Source organism: Lysinibacillus sp. FSL W7-1291, assembly GCF_038593415.1.
Lineage (GTDB): Bacteria > Bacillota > Bacilli > Bacillales_A > Planococcaceae > Lysinibacillus > Lysinibacillus fusiformis_D.
The window spans coordinates 3,182,112-3,199,261 of sequence record NZ_CP151994.1; the positions used below are offsets into that span (position 1 = coordinate 3,182,112).

14 protein-coding genes are annotated in these 17,150 nt (G+C 36.8%); 7 read left to right on the forward strand and 7 right to left on the reverse strand.

Features of this window, described 5'->3' with window-relative positions; translation table 11 throughout:
- Positions 1–8: 8 nt before the first annotated feature.
- From NST76_RS15415 to NST76_RS15445, 7 genes are all read right to left on the reverse strand, one after another.
- Positions 9–1,667, reverse strand: a complete 1,659-nt coding sequence (locus tag NST76_RS15415; RefSeq protein ID WP_036123966.1) for a hypothetical protein — start codon at positions 1,665–1,667, stop codon at positions 9–11.
- 140 nt (positions 1,668–1,807) lie between these two features.
- The gene (locus NST76_RS15420) at positions 1,808–1,981 is read right to left on the reverse strand and encodes a YjfB family protein (RefSeq protein WP_082673761.1); all 174 of its coding nucleotides are present in this window, start codon (positions 1,979–1,981) and stop codon (positions 1,808–1,810) included.
- Between the two features lie 138 nt (positions 1,982–2,119).
- Complete coding sequence (yihA, locus tag NST76_RS15425; RefSeq protein WP_036123963.1) at positions 2,120–2,701, reverse strand: ribosome biogenesis GTP-binding protein YihA/YsxC; 582 nt, start codon at positions 2,699–2,701, stop codon at positions 2,120–2,122.
- A 4-nt stretch (positions 2,702–2,705) separates the two neighbouring features.
- The gene (lon, locus tag NST76_RS15430; protein WP_036123961.1) at positions 2,706–5,030 is read right to left on the reverse strand and encodes an endopeptidase La; all 2,325 of its coding nucleotides are present in this window, start codon (positions 5,028–5,030) and stop codon (positions 2,706–2,708) included.
- Between the two features lie 230 nt (positions 5,031–5,260).
- Positions 5,261–6,532: an ATP-dependent protease ATP-binding subunit ClpX gene (gene clpX, locus NST76_RS15435; protein WP_036123956.1), complete on the reverse strand. Its 1,272-nt coding sequence runs from the start codon at positions 6,530–6,532 to the stop codon at positions 5,261–5,263.
- Between the two features lie 682 nt (positions 6,533–7,214).
- Positions 7,215–8,504: a trigger factor gene (tig, locus tag NST76_RS15440; protein ID WP_036123952.1), complete on the reverse strand. Its 1,290-nt coding sequence runs from the start codon at positions 8,502–8,504 to the stop codon at positions 7,215–7,217.
- Positions 8,505–8,622: 118 nt separating this feature from the next.
- Positions 8,623–9,606, reverse strand: coding sequence for a DUF3196 family protein (locus tag NST76_RS15445; RefSeq protein ID WP_058844879.1), 984 nt, complete (start codon positions 9,604–9,606; stop codon positions 8,623–8,625).
- Between the two features lie 215 nt (positions 9,607–9,821).
- On the opposite strand from NST76_RS15445, the gene NST76_RS15450 reads away from it, so the two are divergent.
- The 7 genes from NST76_RS15450 to NST76_RS15480 all read left to right on the forward strand — a co-directional run bounded on the left by NST76_RS15450 (position 9,822) and on the right by NST76_RS15480 (position 17,137).
- On the forward strand, positions 9,822–10,286 hold the full coding sequence (locus NST76_RS15450; RefSeq protein ID WP_036123947.1) for a hypothetical protein: 465 nt from the start codon (positions 9,822–9,824) through the stop codon (positions 10,284–10,286).
- A gap of 242 nt (positions 10,287–10,528) precedes the next feature.
- On the forward strand, positions 10,529–11,371 hold the full coding sequence (locus NST76_RS15455) for a DUF2785 domain-containing protein (protein WP_058844878.1): 843 nt from the start codon (positions 10,529–10,531) through the stop codon (positions 11,369–11,371).
- An 830-nt stretch (positions 11,372–12,201) separates the two neighbouring features.
- The gene (qoxA, locus tag NST76_RS15460) at positions 12,202–13,095 is read left to right on the forward strand and encodes a cytochrome aa3 quinol oxidase subunit II (RefSeq protein ID WP_036123941.1); all 894 of its coding nucleotides are present in this window, start codon (positions 12,202–12,204) and stop codon (positions 13,093–13,095) included.
- Between the two features lie 56 nt (positions 13,096–13,151).
- A complete protein-coding gene (gene qoxB, locus NST76_RS15465) occupies positions 13,152–15,095 on the forward strand; it encodes a cytochrome aa3 quinol oxidase subunit I (RefSeq protein ID WP_205444708.1) in 1,944 nt (647 codons plus the stop codon).
- 1 nt (position 15,096) lies between these two features.
- Entirely contained in the window at positions 15,097–15,696 is a 600-nt protein-coding gene (gene qoxC / locus NST76_RS15470; RefSeq protein ID WP_004226587.1) for a cytochrome aa3 quinol oxidase subunit III, read from the forward strand.
- Entirely contained in the window at positions 15,696–15,980 is a 285-nt protein-coding gene (qoxD, locus tag NST76_RS15475) for a cytochrome aa3 quinol oxidase subunit IV (protein WP_004226585.1), read from the forward strand. The genes qoxC and qoxD overlap by 1 nt, the downstream gene beginning before the upstream one ends.
- A 299-nt stretch (positions 15,981–16,279) precedes the next feature.
- The gene (locus tag NST76_RS15480; RefSeq protein WP_058844877.1) at positions 16,280–17,137 is read left to right on the forward strand and encodes a DUF6612 family protein; all 858 of its coding nucleotides are present in this window, start codon (positions 16,280–16,282) and stop codon (positions 17,135–17,137) included.
- Positions 17,138–17,150 lie beyond the last annotated feature (13 nt).

Genomic DNA, 17,150 nt, shown 5'->3' on the forward strand with positions numbered 1-17,150 from the left:
CTTTTATGCTAATCTACTAAAATAAAATGAGCTTTCACAAATCGATCGGATAAGACAACTAAACGATCGGATGGTTGTAAGTCAGAAGCTTGAATGACTTTTCCCGCTTTAATCAACGTCGCTTGGTCAATATTCACATTAACCATTTCACCCGCTTCATACCAACGACCATTTTGCCATTGGCTCACACTCTTGACATTTAGCACAGCAGGGTACGTAGATTTTACTGATTGTAGCTTCCCTGTCAGCATTAATGGAGCAACAGGTTTAGCATTATTTAAAATATGAAGTGCTTGTACATGGCCTTCCTTCACATAGAAGTAACCATAATCACCTTCAGATAAGTAAAGTTCAATATCCGGCATAACACTATATGTTTTATTGCCATCATCCACTAAAGCTTTTGTGGAATTACTTACTGACAGTACTGTACGTTCGGTTTTCTTGAAAACATTCGATTCAATTTTCATCGCATCGTCAATCTCAATTAAATAACCATCTGCTTGAGCTAAGCGTCCATAATATAATTCATGACCAGCTAAGTTAGGTGATATAAAGCTATCACTTGTCACTTGTACCACCTGTGCATAATGATCACGAGCAGCACCGTCTGTAATAACAAAAGCAGTACCATACGCCATCAGCCCAGTAGGTTCAATTAAACGCCCATTCCGAATTAAAATGGTACCATTATGGAAGTACATTGAGCCCGCTGTTTTTAGTTTCAACAGTTTATAATCTGTATCTACAGAAAGCATTGGCTCATAATACGTTCGCTCATTATTTTTCAATACTACAATCTTCTCAATGACTTCTTTCCCAAATTGTTTAACTGTCGCATAGTATGCTTCACTACCTATATAATTTTTCAGTTGACCTTTCTCTACTTTCGTATTGCCAACATATATTGGCACCTTGGATGTAAAAGACATTGTCGAAAGGTCATTTGTTGTTTGTGAGCCAAATTGCCAATTCACAAAGGCATGTTGGTTTTTCACGGTTAATTTATTAGCATTTGGATTGACTGCTTGTATTTCGCCTTTGTATAAGTTTTCCACTAGAGTACCTGTTTCACTAATGGCTACTTTCGTCACCACAGAGGTATTTTTATTTTTAAAACTTAATTTAACTCGATCTCCAACATATAACGCACTAATATCTGTTGCTGAAGAGCCTTTTTGATAATTGGTTTCTTTGTTTATATAGTAGGTTGTTTCTGCACCAACATCTGGTTTTACCATAATAAATAATCCATTTGGATCAATACTCGTTACGACACCAGCCGACGTTTTAACGCTACCTCCAGTTGATGTTCCATTCGTTTCTATTGGTGTATTAGATGTACCACGAAGTTCTACAACACTTCTTAAGGATATTTCAGCTTCCACTGCCATGCCCATTTTAAAGCCCTCAATAGTCGTAGACGTATTATTAATTGATAAACGAGTGTTCTTATTAATATTGAATGTGACTGTTCGTCCACGATCATTTTGCAATGTCACTTTGCTAAGCTGCTTTTCTATCGTACCATCTGGCTTTGTATATTCTGAATACGTTACATCGACAAAGGTCCCCGTCACCAATTGGGCTGCTTTTGCAGGTTGGCTAAAGGAAAAACCAATAACCATCAGTAACATCAGCATTAGTATGTATGAATACTTTCTCAAAAATCCTGCCTCCTTACTAAATATTAGTAATAGTATATCGTATTATTGGTAGTTTTTCTTATTCGAAAAGTTACATTTTAGAAGTTTCAAACATTCTTAAAAGTAAAGGTAGCTTTCAACTTCAAGCTACCTTGCCTGCATTACACTTGAATGTCTATTGTATGTCCGGCTGTTGGATGTGGAGCATCTAACATTTCAACTAATTGTTCTGTGTTTTGTTGCTGCATATCCATAGCCTGTTTCGTAACAGCTAAAGATACATTTTGCATAAGTGTCGCTTGATTCATTGCCATTGATAAAGCTGCGATATCCATCTAGTCCACCTCCTATCTCATTTATCGGACAAATTGTTTAATCATCAAGCGTTTTCCCCAATTTTCTACTTATCTTACTGGTAAAAAGACAAAAAACATCTACTGTCCTAACGACTAGACACAATAGATGTTTTTACATTACATTTTATTTTCAATTGTTTCCCAAACTTCTTCAAAGCCAAGACCCGTTTCCGAAGAAAAGACAATAAGTGGATCACTTTTCTCCAGTTCCAATGTCTCTTTGACAATTTTTTTATGTTTATCCCATTTACCTTTTGGAATTTTATCTGCCTTCGTTGCAATAACAATACAAGGAATATTGTAGTGCTTTAAAAAATCATACATCATGCGATCATCTGCTGTTGGTGGGTGACGCAAATCTATAATTTGTACAACCGCTTTTAATTCCTGGCGCCCTGTAAAGTAACGCTCAATCATTTTTCCCCAAGCTTCGCGTTCAGACTTAGAAACCTTTGCATATCCATAACCCGGAACATCCACAAAAAATAATTGTTCTTCGATTTTATAAAAGTTAAGGGTTTGTGTTTTACCAGGCTTCGAAGAAATCCGCGCTAAAGCTTTACGTCCAATCATTCGATTAATGAAGGAAGATTTCCCTACATTCGAACGACCAGCTAATGCAAATTCTGGCAGTCCATCTTCTGGATATTGGTCTGGCCTTACCGCACTAATGACCATTTCGACATTATGGACTTTCATTTTTCTAAAAACCTCCGTCCAGTGCATAGGCTAATACTTCATCAGCCGACGACACTAGTTTAAATGTTAGTTGCTCACGCACACTGTCAGGAATATCTTCTATGTCACGTTCATTATCTTTTGGACAAATAATCGTTGTTAAGCCTGCACGGTGAGCACTTAATGTTTTTTCTTTTAGACCGCCAATTGGTAATACACGACCGCGTAACGTAATTTCACCAGTCATACCAACCTCACGGCGAATCGGACGATGTAGAATCGCTGAGACAATAGCTGTTGCCATTGTAATACCAGCGGATGGTCCATCTTTTGGTACAGCCCCTTCTGGCACATGGATATGAATATCATGATTATCAAAATATTCTGCATCCACATTAAGTTGTTCCATTTTCGTACGAACATAGGATAATGCTGTCTGAGCAGATTCCTTCATGACTTCACCAAGTTTACCAGTTAGCTGTAACTTCCCTTTACCTGGTGTTAAGGATACTTCAATTTGAAGTGTATCTCCACCGACTGTTGTATAAGCAAGTCCTGTAGCTACTCCCACTTGATTTTCCTTTTCAGCCTGTCCATAACGGAAGCGATGTTTACCAAGTAATTCTTGTACAGACTTTGAGCTAACTGTTACTCGTTTTTTCTCACCAGATACAATTACTTTGGCGATTTTACGACAAAGTGTAGCAATTTGCCGTTCTAAACCACGAACGCCTGCCTCACGTGTATAATAACGTATAATGTCGAGGACTGCTTCATCCTTCATTACCACTTGTGTTTTTTTCAAGCCATGTTCTTTAAGTTGCTTTGGTATTAAGTGGTTTTTCGTTATTTGCGCTTTTTCAATTTCTGTATAACCTGCAATGGAAATCACTTCCATACGATCTAACAATGGTCCTGGAATACTGCTTAAATCATTGGCTGTTGCAATAAATAATACATTCGATAAATCATACGGTTCCTCAATATAATGATCACTAAATGTATTGTTTTGCGCAGGATCTAAAACCTCTAGCATTGCTGCTGCTGGGTCCCCTCTAAAATCATTCGACATTTTATCAATTTCATCCAATAAAAATACCGGGTTAATGGTACCCGCTTTTTTCATTCCTTGAATGATACGTCCTGGCATTGCGCCTACATATGTTCGTCGATGTCCACGAATTTCAGATTCATCACGCACGCCACCTAATGAAATACGAATAAACTTACGATCTAAGCTCTCCGCAATAGAGCGAGCTAACGATGTTTTCCCCACACCTGGTGGTCCTGCCAAGCATAAAATAGGTCCTCTAAGCGAATTTTTCAGCTGACGCACAGCTAAATACTCCAAAACTCGTTCTTTGACTTTTTCTAATCCATCATGATCTCGATTTAAAATATTCTCAGCATGGGCAATATTCATGCGATCTTCTGTTGAATTTGTCCATGGTAATGAGATGAGCCAATCGATGTAATTGCGAATAACGCCGCTTTCTGCACTGGCACTTGGTATTTTTTCATATCGATCTAATTCTTTCAGTGCCGCCTCTTTTGTTGACTCTGGCATACCCGCTTCGTCAATACGCTTACGCAATTCCGCTACTTCTCCAGTCTTCCCTTCGCGGTCTCCCAGCTCTGTTTGAATAGCTTTCATTTGCTCACGCAAATAATATTCCTTCTGCGTACGCTCCATTGATTGCTTTACTTTGGAATTAATTTTCTTTTCTAAATCTAACACTTCTTGTTCATCGTGCAAACGAATAATTAAGTGATCTAATCGTTTTTTTACATTCAGCATTTCCAATACTTCTTGCTTATCCGCAATCTTAAATGGTAAATGAGAAGCAATGATATCTGCTAAACGGCCAGGCTCTTCAATATCTGTTACAGTGTTGATGGTTTCAGTCGTAATCTTATTGGAGGATTTTGCATATTTTTCAAAATACGTCATTAATGTACGCATCAATGCCTGCGTTTCTACATCTTTATTTATTGACTCCTCTTTTACGTCAACATCCACAACAGTATACTTCTCTAACGCACGGTAGTTATTCCAGGTAGCACGCGATACCCCTTCTACTAGTATACGCAATGTGCCATTTGGTAATTTTAGCATTTGTTTAACAAAAGCCATCGTACCAACTGCATACAAATCTTGCTCTTCTGGCTGTTCATCGTGCATTTCTTTTTGTGTCACCAATAAAATCATTTGGTCCTCTAACATCGCCTGCTCTAGCGCCGCTACAGAACGATTTCTACCCACATCAATATGTAACACCATCGATGGGTATACTAAAAGTCCACGTAAAGGCAATAATGGTACATTTGTTGTTTTTTGTATTGTCACCATGCGGGCATTCACCTCCGTCAAAATTTTCATGTTCACATCCCGCGCTACTAGTATGTGTTTAAAAAATTGATTCACACTAGTTATTGAAGCGAGCCAAAAATTTCTTCAAGTTACAGCTGGCTTTATGTAGGAATGAATAAAAAGCTGACTGTCGATATGTGCGAATATTGCACAATCGAAGTCAGCTAATTACTCTCTATCTCACAACGGTAGACAGCCACATCTATTCGTTATGCTGAAGTTTTAGTGTCGCTACCTTCATCGAGTTCAGTGCCATCTTCAAGAAGCAATTTCGGTTTTTCTTTATCCGTAATTGTTTTTGCTGTAATGATACATTTTTTTACGTCTTCACGGGAAGGCAATTCGTACATTACATCAAGCATTGTTGACTCAATAATTGAACGAAGACCACGCGCACCTGTTTTACGCTCAATCGCTTCCTTCGCAATTGCCACAAGAGCCCCTTCATCAAATTCAAGCTCAACACCATCTATTTCAAGCATTTTTTGATACTGCTTAGCTAGTGCATTTTTTGGCTCCGTTAAAATTTGTACAAGTGCAGCTTCATTTAATTGCTCTAGACTCGCAAGTACAGGTAATCGACCAATGAACTCTGGTATTAGACCAAATTTCAGTAGATCCTCAGGAATCAGCTTGGACATGATAGAACCTTCATCAACTTCTACTTTATTCGGATCTGAACCGAACCCAATTACTTTTTCCCCTTGTCGGCGTTTAATGATAGTTTCAATACCATCAAATGCACCACCAACAATGAAAAGAATATTGGTTGTATCAATTTGTAAAAACTCTTGATGAGGGTGTTTTCGTCCTCCTTGTGGTGGAACACTTGCAACTGTTCCTTCTAAAATTTTAAGGAGTGCCTGCTGAACACCTTCGCCAGAAACATCTCGTGTAATCGATGGGTTTTCTGACTTTCGTGCAACTTTATCGATTTCATCAATATAGATAATCCCTTTTTCAGCACGCTCGATATCATAATCTGCTGATTGGATTAGCTTTAATAAAATATTTTCTACGTCCTCACCGACATAACCTGCTTCAGTTAGTGAGGTAGCATCCGCAATTGCGAATGGAACATTTAATATACGTGCTAACGTTTGAGCTAATAAAGTTTTACCGCTACCAGTTGGGCCGATTAACACAATGTTCGATTTTGCTAATTCAACATCATCAATTTTACTGTTCGTATTGATGCGTTTATAGTGATTGTAAACTGCGACTGCCAATGCTTTTTTAGCACGCTCTTGTCCAATTACATACTCATCTAGAATCGTTAGGATCTCTTTCGGTTTTGGGATATCTTGGAATTCGATTTCCTCTTCTACACCTAGTTCCTCTACAACGATTTCGGAACAAAGCTCGATACATTCATCACAAATATAAACACCTGGACCTGCAACTAATTTACGTACTTGTTCCTGTGGTTTTCCACAGAATGAGCATTTTAAATTGCCTTTTTCATCATTAAATTTGAACAATATGTTTCACCCCTATTCAAGCAACAATCTTACAAGATTATTGAACCTTTATCAAATAAATTGTCTGCATCATTTACTGCTCGGCGTTCCTGCCTACATAGATTATAACGCATCGTCATGTACTTTACTTCATTTGTCTCCTGAAGCACTGTAGAAACCTGTTACCTTTGCCACCTTACGCGCTATAAAGTTACGGCTCTTCACTCCAGTTATACAAAAGAATAACTGATCTCTATTTATAAATCTACTACATGCATGGACCGAGGGCTTTTTTCATTCAAAAAAATAAGTCATGTTAATAAGATCTATCTGAATGAAGTTAAATTTAGCATCGTATCAATTTCGCCTTGACGCAAGGTCATCTAAATTTTAAATTGTGCTAGCACCTTTAATTTCTCGAAACCTGTCAATGGCTCTATCTTCATTCAGTGATTGGACACACACTACAAAGTCTATATAGAATACAACACTCCCCCTAAAGAGAAGAGGTCTTTTGTACTGATCTATACTTTCAGTACAAACATCTGCTGAATGAAAATAAAAACTAAAACAATACTATGTATAAGTGAAGTAAAAAGAGAACTAAACTTTAAGGGGACTGATTTTAAGAGTTTATGTGATAAAACAAGGCACGGATTAATGCCGTACCTTGTTTTTTTTAACTATCTAATTACACAAAAACCTATTCAGTAATTTTAGCGTTTTCTACTAAAAATTCAACTGTTTTTTGGATTTTGATGTCGTTTTCAAGTACTGCTGTTCCACCTAAAGCACCTGTGATTTGATCTTTTGTCATGTTGAATTGAGCAGCCATTTTTTCTAATTCTGCTTCAATATCAGCTTCAGTTGCCTCAATTTTTTCAGCTTCAGCAATCGCTTCAAGTGTTAATGACACACGTACACGGCTTTCTGCTTCTTCTTTCATTTGGCCACGTAGATCTTCTTCTGATTGACCAGAGAATTGATAGTAAAGATCTAAGTTCATACCTTGCGTTTGTAAGCGTTGACCGAACTCTTGTAACATACGATCAGTTTCAGAGTTAATCATACCTGCTGGCACTTCAAATTCAGCATTTTCAGCAGCTTTTTCTACTAGCTCATCACGAAGAGCTGCATCTGATTCTGCTACTTTTTGCTCTGCAGTTTGTTCTTTAATTTTAGCGCGTAAAGCTTCTACGCCTTCCACTTCTGGATCAATTTCTTTTGCGAATTCATCATTTAACTCTGGAAGAACTTTTGTTTTAACTTCTTTCACAGTTACTTTGAACGTAGCTTCTTTACCAGCTAATTCAGCTGCATGGTATTCTTCTGGGAATGTCACAACAACATCTTTAGATTCGCCAGCTTTTACACCTACTAATTGCTCTTCAAACCCAGGAATGAATGAACCTGAACCGATTTCTAGTGGATAGTCTTCACCTTTACCACCTTCAAAAGCTTCTCCACCTACGAAACCTTCGAAGTCGATTACAGCTGTATCACCATCTACGATTGCTTCGTCTTCTTTAATTTCTAGCTCAGCTTTACGAGCTAATTGTTCTTGAATTTGAGCATCCACTTCTTCATCTGTTACTTCTACTGGAAGTTTAGATACTTCTAGACCTTTGTAGTCACCAAGCTTTGGTTCTGGTTTCACTGTTACTTGTGCAGTGAAAGTGAAGTCTTGGCCATGTACAAAGTTTTCTGTACCAGAGATTTCTGGGTAATCAACTGGCATAATTCCAGCATCATCAATTGCTTTTGCATAAGAATCAGGAACGATGATTTCTAATGCATCTTGGTATAGAGATTCGATACCAAAACGTTGTTCAAACATTTTACGAGGCATTTTACCTTTACGGAAACCTGGTACGTTAATTTGTTTTACAACTTTTTTGAACGCTTGGTCCATTGCTGCATCTACTTCTACAGCAGGTACTTCGATTGTAAGAGTACCGATATTACCTTCTTGTTTTTCCCATTTTGCTGACATGTATAAATACCTCCAAATAAATAATCAAGTTTAGATGTTAGACAATTCATTCGTAACTACGATTTTGACAACCATTTTAGTATAACATAGATGAGTATAGTTTCAACTTATTTCATACCTAATGTAGTTCTGTTAGCTTTTCTAACATTTGTAAAAAGTCGATGAGTTCATAGTCCATTTCCTGCACATTACCTAGCATCGCTGAGACAAAATCAATATAACTATAGGCAACATCATCGGCTTCGAATGGATGCCATTCAAACGGATACGTTACAATAGCATGTTTCGCCATTAAATATTGTACCATTTCTAATGTCGTTGGGTCTTGTTCTAGCTTCTTTTCTATTATATTTTTTATCTCGCCATACTGTGGTAGCTGGTTAGGTAATACTAACTGGACAGGATTAACGTTTTTGGTTTGCTTAAATTTGGCTATGGTAACGTCAATGGCTACTTCTTGTTCCACTAATAAAATTAATGCCAAGCTCTGGACAAAAGGATGAATCGTTGAACATTCAATAATCGCTTTTAGTGCCGTTTTTAATTGTCTTACATTTGTATCCATCAGACGATGTAAACGAATGGATTGTTCATTTGGAGTAAGCGCACAAAATTTCTCCAGCTCATATTCCTGTTCCTCTATTAAAAGCTGAGCATTTTCTCTTTTTTCTAGATTTTTAGACACTTCTCTATTTAAACTCTTCAATCGTTCAAATTTCTCCACTTGATCATGAGGCAATACATTTTCTTCAAGAAGCGTCGTAATTAATGTCTCAACCTGATGGTATTCTTTCAACTGCATACATATTGTAATGTACAATTCCATCACTTCCACATAAAGTGTCGTTCCCATCGTAAATAACTGTTCACAAACACCTTTCGCTTTGTCATAGTCTTTTAATTCATATAAAGCAAAGGCATATGCACTGAGTGCAAATTCATCTCCCGCTTCATAGACAAATGCCTTTTCAAAACTGGCTACCGCCTTTTCATATTGATAATTCTCAGCAAACATATGCCCTTCACGTAGTAACGTTTGGACAGTGCCAGGAAAAACAACAATATTGTCATGTTTAAGAACATGACGCTTTCGTTTTGTCATTTTTCTCACCTCTTTATTTCTATTTTTCATTTCGGTTATTTACTAAAAAATCCACAAGTTTCTTATTTTTAACAAAAAATCATTGCTTTACATTCATATTTTGTAATAAATTGTATTATAATTAGAATAATCTAAAATTTATTACAAATTGCGGACGCTCTTTATTAATGTCTGCTACTTCAAGAAAATCAAGTTCTTAATAAGGAGTGGAATCCATGCAATTACTAGATACAATCACAGAATTTGATCATTGTATCTCATCTGCATTTGAGGCATTATCAATTAAAGTCATTTCATTTTCTACAGCGGACGGACCTTTTCAAGATAAGCCGATAGAATTTGAATTTTTAACACGCACCAAAATTGACGTCTATACGCAAGAAGCCTGCACCTATATTTTACGTATTCAAGGGTGTATTCCTGGTTCTATTGCACTTGGTCATCAAAATGAATCACTTGCCATTATTCCTCAAAAAGTAAACATTGAATGTAACTACAAGCTGTTACATGTTGATAAAAAAGATATGCAGCAAATTTTACAACATCCTGAGCCAAATCATCATTACAGTGAATGGCTTATTGATGCAATCAAAAATACCCACATTCTTGTCGAGTTAAAAACAAATCAGCACACCCTTATTGAATGGCCCATCGGCATAAAAGCGGCAATCATCGTCTAACTAGACTAAGACATACTTAAATAGGTATGTCTTTATTTATTGTTCACATTTAAGCTTTACCATTTTGTAGCGTTTCTATCATAACAACTTTCTGTAGTTTCTGGAAATAATATTGTAAAAGTTATATTGGTAATTAGCCACGTATCCTTTCTTCATATAAATGAAGGTTTCAAATTGCTCCATTCGAAATAAAAAAGGCTATAATATATAGTACAAAAATGATGATGGGGGCTTTCTCAAATATGAACATTAAAGAAACATTACAGTCTTTTTCTACAATGACACTTTCTGAACGACAGGCACTTATGCTACAGCATAGTGATTGGTTATTACAAGAAATGTTAGCTCATATCGGCTCAGTTGATGCAGAATTACGCGACCACCTAATTTATCGGACTTTCATTGAATTACTAAGTGACAATTTATTAACTCCCCAACAACTACACTATTTATTTGAAACAGCAATTAGCGAGGATTTCTTATATTTACATATTGGTGAAAAAGCTACAGATAGCGTCTTTACTCGTTCATTTTCTGCTTTACTTGTAGCAGGGCTTCTTGCAAAGGATGCTGAATTATTAGTTTTAAACGATGATGACTTACACATTTTCTTTAAAAAAATCGGACGCTATCTATTATTGGAGCAAGATATAAGAGGTTATGTACAGGATAAAGGATGGGCACATAGCATTGCACACGGTGCTGACTTAGCTGCAACGACCATTAAACATCCAAAATTCGATTTACAATACGCACCATCAATCTTACACGCATTAAAGCTTGTAACTTGGAAGGACAATGTCTATATCAATGATGAAGAGGAGCGCTTAATCAACATAGTTGACGCACTATTACAACAAAATTATTCCGAAGAAGCACTAATAGAGTTTGTAGAGCAGGCTTTTGATAGATTTGAAATGCATTTAATGACACAAGGTTATAATAATTCCTTCTTTAGTGGGCGCACCTGTACCTTAAACTTTATGAAAACATTGTATTTTTCGTTGAAAATGAATAATAAAGCACATCAACTGCAAAACACGATTTATGGGCAAGTTTCTAAATGGCTAAAGCTCGGGGATTGACAGTCAACTTCAAAAATGCTGATTTACTACATTTCCTTCTCCATAACTTAAAAATTTTCTAAAACACCAGCAAACTAGGACAAGTCTTAGTTTGCTTTTTTACTTTTCAGATAGAATAAATAAAGTAAAAAATTGGATATTAAAGAAAAGCAATAATTATATTAACATAATTAATAATCCCCTCCAATTATTCCCTTATTGCAAATTCCTTACATTGAAAATTCATCCTATAGTTTCCACACAACGCTATTGCGTGTACTCCTTTTTTTAAAAAAAGGCAAACAAAAAGTGTTGTAACGACTTATTAGGCGCTGATTTTATTACAAAACAGCGTCCAAAATGTGAAATGCTATTTTTCACAAAAAAATTTATTTACTTAGGTAAACATGAGGAATCCAGTATTTTCAACGTTTCCACAGTGTTTATTAATAAAAACCTATAAATACCAATACTAAAATAACGATTTTCGTTCAAAAAATGTTCAAATTCGGTGTCGTCTTACTATCATTTTCATAACAAAATTATGTTTTTTCTTAAAAACAGGGCGTATAATCCAATGTGCAAACAACGACAAAATGTGACAATCGTAGTCAGGCAAGTACGTCTTTAGAAACGATTGCACATCGCTTTGATTTTGCTAACGCTTGCATCACATCAATCAACACTAGATTTTATGTTTCATATTGAACCATGCCATTGTAAATTCTTATGCTGTTGATTGATACTCCAAGATAAAAGAGGTGACCTCAGTATCTACTATTTGTAAATGTGAGACTGACAAAAAACACATGAATTTTATGAATAGCCGTTCTTATAGAAAGGAGTCAAACATGAAGAAAAAATTAAGTTTAATGTTTGTAGCATTGAGTGCGCTTGCTCTTCTTGCTGGTTGTGAACCATTAACAGTGTTCAACCCAAAAGGACCTAATGCCGAAACATTATCAAACACAATTATCTTATCCATTATTACAATGGCCTTTATATTACTAGTCGTGTATGTGCTTTTAGCCTTTATGCTAACAAAATATCGCGCATCAAAAGCATCTGCAGATTATGAGCCTCCTCATGAAGAGGGTAGCCATCTTCTTGAAATTACATGGACAGTAATTCCAATTATTATCGTAGCTTTCTTAGCTGTTGTTACAGTAAGAACAACTTCTACAGTAGAAGCCCAACCTGCGGGTTATGACGATAAGGAGCCTTTAGTTATTTATGCATCATCATCAAACTGGAAATGGCACTTCAGTTATCCTGAAGAAGGTGTTGAAACAGTTAACTATGTAAACATTCCAGTGGATCGTCCAATAGAGTTTAAGCTTTATTCATTTGGTCCAATTACAAGTTTCTGGATTCCTCAATTAGCAGGTCAAAAATATGCCATGAGTGATATGTTAACAACGATTCACTTGGCTGCAGATGAAGTTGGTTCATTTATGGGACGTAACTCTAACTTTAATGGTCGTGGCTTTGCAGAAATGGAATTTGAAGCACAAACTATGACGCAAGAAGATTTCGATCAATGGGTTGCTGATGTCAAAGCAAAAGAAGCACCATTAACTGAAGAAAAATTTGACGAGCTATTAGAGGCGGAGCATGTTGGTCGCCAAAGCTTCTCATCTACACACTTAGACTTCAGACCAGCTCCAATGGAACATGGTAAACACATGAATATGGATGACATGGATCATGAGGATATGTCTGAAGAGCATTCAGGACATCACTAATTTTTTATTCGAACGAATATTTACATTTATTTTTAATTTTGAAAGGAGCGCATCCAATGAGTATGGAAGAATTATTCCATCCAATGCAAGAACCGATGATTTTAGCGGCAGCTATTAGTATCGTAGTTGGTGCAGTGGTTATCGTAGCAGGCCTTACTTATTTCAAAAAATGGGGCTATTTCTACAAAAACTGGCTATCAACTGTTGACCATAAAAAAATCGGGATTATGTATATCGCAGTAGCCTTATTAATGCTATTCCGCGGTGGTATCGATGCACTGTTAATGCGTGCACAAACAGCCGTTCCAGATAACGGACTTCTTGATGCACAACACTATAATGAAATTTTCACAACACACGGTTTATTAATGATTCTTTTTATGGCGATGCCATTTGTGATCGGCTTAATGAACATTGTCATTCCACTTCAAATCGGTGCACGTGACGTTGCTTTCCCACGTCTAAACGCTGTCAGCTTCTGGCTATTTGCAGCAGGTGCTGGTTTATTAAACTTATCATTCATTATCGGTGGTTCACCAGACGCTGGTTGGACAGCCTACTTCCCTCTTGCAAGTACGGAATTTAGTCCGACTGTAGGGAATAACTATTATTCTTTAGCACTTCAATTATCAGGTATTGGTACTTTAATGACAGGTGTTAACTTTATCACGACGATCATTAAAATGCGTGCCCCTGGTATGACATTAATGAAAATGCCAATGTTTTCTTGGTCTATTTTAATTACAAACATTATTATCGTATTCGCGTTCCCAGTATTAACTGTAGCGCTTGCACTTATGATGTTTGACCGTCAATTCGGCACAAAATTCTTTGCAATGCAAGACGGTGGTATGGATATGCTTTGGGCCAACCTATTCTGGGTTTGGGGACATCCTGAGGTTTATATCGTTATCCTACCTGCTTTCGGTATTTTCTCAGAAATCATTGCAACGTTTGCACGTAAAAACTTATACGGTTACAAATCAATGGTGATGAGTATGGTGGTCATTTCCCTACTATCATTCGTAGTTTGGGCCCACCACTTCTATACAATGGGTCACGGTGTAATGGTTAACAGTGTTTTCTCTATTACAACAATGGCAATCGCAGTTCCTACTGGTGTTAAAATATTTAACTGGCTACTCACAATGAGGCACGGGAAAATTCAATTTACAACACCGATGCTTTATGCACTTGGCTTTATTCCTATCTTCACTATTGGTGGGGTTACAGGGGTTATGCTCGCGATGGCAAGTGCCGACTACCAATATCATAATACGATGTTCTTAGTTGCCCACTTCCACTATGTATTAATTCCAGGTACAGTATTTGGTGTACTTGCAGGTTACCACTACTGGTGGCCAAAAATGTTCGGTTTCCGTTTAAATGAAAAATTAGGGAAAGCTGGCTTTTGGTTCATTGCCATTAGCTTCAACGTAACATTCTTCCCACTATTTATTCTAGGTTTAGATGGTTATGCTCGTCGTATGTACACTTATTCAGAGTCTACTGGTTATGGTCCATTGAACATGTTATCGTTCGTCGGTGCGCTAGGACTTGCAGTCGGCTTTGCATTAATTGTTTATAACATTTACTACAGCTGGAAACATATGCCTCGCAATGAAAAGGCAGATGTTTGGGATGGTCGTACACTTGAGTGGGCTACACATTCTCCAGTACCAGAATATAACTTTGCCGTAGTGCCTACTGTTACTCGCTTAGATGAGTTTTGGTTCGCGAAAAAAGAAGGTCGCGATATTACTGCAGGTCCAATCGAAAAAATTCACATGCCAAATAATACAGGCACACCATTCTGGATGAGTGGATTCTTCTTCCTTGCAGCATTCTTCGCTGTATTCAATCTATGGATTCCAGCCATCATCAGTATGCTTGGTGTATTTGGCTTCATGATCCATCGTTCATTCGAAAAAGATCATGGTCGTTACATTTCAGTTGAGGAAGTAATGGCAACTGAAAAAAGCTTGAGAGGTGATAAATAATATGAAAATCGATTCTTCACTTCCATTAGAATATAGTACAGAGGAAAACCGTCTAAAAATCTTTGGTTTCTGGATTTTCCTCGGCGCCGAAATCGTGTTATTTGCCACACTATTCACAGTGTATTTCACACTTCATACACGTACAGGTAGTGGCCCAAATGGTGCCGAAATTTTCGAATTAACTCCAGTGCTATGGGAAACATTCTTATTATTAACAAGTAGTTTCACAATTGGTCTTGGTGTTCATGCAATGCGTATTGGTCGTAAAAAAGCGATGATGACATTCTTTATCATCACTCTTTTACTAGGTCTTGGCTTCTTAGCTATTGAGATTGATGAATTTGTCACTTATGTACACGAAGGTGCGACAATTCAAACAAGCGCATTCTTATCGTCCTTAATGACTTTACTTGGAACGCACGGTGCCCACGTAACATTTGGTTTCTTCTGGGGCGTAGCTATTTTAATCCAAGTGGCTAAACGTGGTTTAAATCCACAAACAGCGAACAAAGCGTTTATCTTCTCATTGTACTGGCATTTCCTAGACGTTGTTTGGATTTTCATCTTCAGCTTCGTCTACTTGAAAGGACTGATTAGCTGATGAAGGAATTATTCCCAAAACAACATGTGATGGGCTTCGGCTTCTCACTATTACTAACAATTGTAGCTTTAGCTGTTGTTAAATTCGATATGTCTCTTAATATGGCATTTGGAATTTTACTAGTAACTGCCCTTGCACAAGCAACTGTACAATTAGTATTATTCATGCACATCGGTGAATCTGAAGATAAGAAAACGTTGTATACAACGATTTTATATTCAGTATTCGTAGGTGTAGTCACAATCATTGGTACATTATTCGCCATGATCTGGGGTTATAATTAATCCATTACATCAGGGCATTATCGCGATCAGCGGACACTTAAATCTCTGCAGAACAAAGATAATCAAAAAAGCTGTCCCAAGCTATTGTCATTGGACAATTGCTTGGTGACAGCTTTTTCCTTTTTAATTATGGCTTCTGTACCTTTATTAATTTTCACATGTTTATCACGTGCAGTTGTGAAAAGAATGTTATTTTTTTAATAAAAGATTAGTCTTTTTTAAAAAATAACGAAACTTTTCCTTTTTTAGGGCGTATAGTAGTAGATAGTGTTTTTTACCAAGAATAGGAGATGAAAGTAATGAAGAAAATTTTTAAAGTATTAGCAGTTGGGACACTAGCATTGACACTTGCAGCTTGTAACTCGAGTGCTACCCCTACGAAAGACACAACTAAAACAAGCAAACTCACTTTAGAACAAGTGTATGACAAAGCAGTGGACCGCCAGGCTGACATTAAAAGTGCAAGTGCCAATATGGACATGACACAGGTAACAAAGGTTGGATCTGGTAAAGAGGCTATGGAATTTTCTATCGACTCTAAAATGGACATGGACATCATTGTTGACCCACTTGCAATGCATTTGTCAGGTTCAATGTCGATGCCCGATATGATGAGTGAAGGCGAAGAAACAACGGACATGCCAATAGAAATGTACATGAAGAAAGACACTGGTCTTTTCATGAAAGATATGACAACTGATAGCTGGATCAAGCTACCTGATGAGAATTTTGATGAGATTTTAGATCAAACGGCTGCTTCTGCAGATGCGAAAGAACAGCTAGAACATCTAAAAAAATTCATTGGTGATTTTAAATTTGAACAAACAGACGATGAGTATGTCCTTACTTTAGAAGCAAAAGGCGATAAATTTAAAGAGCTAATTGATTCTGAGATCACTAAATCTATCGAGGATATGGGATTAGAAGAAAATCCAATGGATCAATTAACAATTGAAAAAATCAACTATGTATTACACATCGATAAAGAGACTTTCGATACAAAAAAAATGGATATGAATTTTGATTTAAAAATGGCCGTAGAAGGTGACGAATTAATCATGAATACAAAGTCAGTCGTTACTTACACTGATTTCAACCACCTAAAAACAATTGATATTCCTCAAAGCATTATTGATAACGCTCAAACAATCGAATAATAATGAAAAAACC